Genomic DNA, 1,994 nt, shown 5'->3' with positions numbered 1-1,994 from the left:
TGGCTGCCGGACGGCAACATCGAATACCTGGGACGGATCGACCACCAGGTCAAAATCCGCGGGTACCGGATCGAGCTGGACGAAATCGAGACGCAGCTGCTGAACGTCGAGGGCGTGGAAGAAGCGGTGGTGCTCGCCCGTCAGGACGGGGGGGGCGAGAAGGCGCTTGTCGCCTACTTTGTGGCGGACCGAATGCTGACGGTCAGCGAAATGAGAACCTCGCTGGCCCAGGGAATGCCGGGGTACATGATCCCGTCGTACTTCGTGCAGTTGGAGCGTATGCCGCTGACGACCAACGGCAAAGTGGACCGCAAAGCGCTGCCGGAGCCGCAAGGCGGCATACAAACGGGCGTCGAATATGTAGCGCCGCGTAACCGGACGGAGTCCCAGCTTGTGAAGATCTGGGAGGAAGTGCTGGGCTACTCTGGCATTGGAGTCCTGGACAATTTCTTCGAGCTCGGAGGCCACTCCTTGCGGGCGACGAACCTTGTCAGCAAGATTCAGAAGGAAATGAACGTCGAGCTGCCTCTGCGCGACGTATTCCGCTACTCGACGATCGAAGAGATGGCTCTTGCCATCTCCCGGATCGGAGAGCAGTCGTTCTCGTCGATTCCGCTGGCAGGCGCAAGAGCATATTATCCGCTTTCCTCAGCTCAGAAGCGGCTGTTTATCCTGAATCAGCTGGAAGGGGCCGATCAGAGCTACAACATGCCGGGCGTGCTGCTGCTGGAAGGATCGATTGACCGGAGCCTGCTGGAGAAGGCTTTCCGCGGACTGATCGCACGGCACGAAACACTGCGAACCGGCTTTGAGATCGTACAAGGCGAAGCAATACAGCGCATTTACGAGAGCGTCGACTTTGCCGTCGAGTACCGTCATGCGAGCGAGGAAGAAGCGCCTGAAGTCGTGCAGGACTTCATCCGGCCTTTCGACTTGGCGAAGCCTCCGCTGCTGCGGGCGGAGCTCGTAGAGCTGGCAGCCGAACGTTATTTGCTGATGTTCGACATGCACCATATCGTCTCCGACGGGGTTTCGATGGACGTGTTAGTCGAGGAACTCGTTCGTCTGTACGGCGGCGAGTCATTAGAGCCTTTGCACATTCAATACAAGGACTATGCGGTATGGCAGCAGTCGGACGAGCAGAAAGTGCAGTTGAAACGCGAGGAAGCTTACTGGCTGGACCGTTACCGGGGCGAGCTGCCGGTTCTGGAAATGCCGACGGACTATCCGCGTCCTGCCGTGCAGAGCTTTGAGGGACAAACGCTGACGTCCTTCGTGGACGAGGCAACGAACGAAGGCTTGAAGCAGCTGGCCGCTCAAAGAGGAACGACGCTGTATATGGTGCTGCTTGCGGCATATACCGTGCTTTTGCATAAATACACAGGTCAGGACGATTTGATCGTCGGAACGTCGATTGCGGGCAGAACGCACGGAGACACGCAGCCTTTGATCGGAATGTTCGTCAATACGCTGGCGCTCCGCAATTATCCGGCTTCGGAGAAGACCTTCCTGTCGTATCTGGAAGAAGTGAAAGAAACGACCTTAGGCGCTTACGAGCATCAGAATTATCCGTTCGAAGAGCTCGTTGATAAAGTGCAGGTCAGCCGGGATTTGAGCCGCAACCCGCTGTTTGACACGATGTTCTCCCTACAAAACTTGGAGGATAAAGAGTTTGAGCTGGAAGGGCTGAAATTGTCCCCGTACCCTAGCGAATACGGCACGGCCAAGTTCGACCTGAGTGTGGATGTTACGGAAGAAAACGGCGGCCTGGAGTGCAGTTTTGAATTCGCAACGGCTCTTTATAAAGAAAGCACGATCCGGCGGCTGTCGACTCATTTCGGACATTTGCTTGCGGCGATCGTAAGCTGTCCGGATGCGAAGATTGCCGAGCTGAACTTGTTGACGGCAGAGGAAAAAGAGCAAATTCTCGGCGCGTTTAACCCGGCGCAGCCGGAAGCGGCTCCTGTGGCAGCGTTCCACCGGCTGTTCGAGGA

The 1,994-nt window shown here is 56.8% G+C and carries 1 protein-coding gene; it reads left to right on the top strand.

Annotated features, from left to right (window positions below; genetic code table 11):
- Nucleotides 1–1,994: condensation domain-containing protein (locus BM358_RS26145; RefSeq protein ID WP_231517255.1), on the top strand; the 1,994-nt coding region annotated here is incomplete at both ends.

This window comes from Paenibacillus sp. cl130 (assembly GCF_900116035.1).
Taxonomy (GTDB): domain Bacteria; phylum Bacillota; class Bacilli; order Paenibacillales; family Paenibacillaceae; genus Paenibacillus; species Paenibacillus polymyxa_B.
Note: the sequence above shows the minus strand (reverse complement) of the source record. Positions and strands in the feature narration are given on the sequence as shown.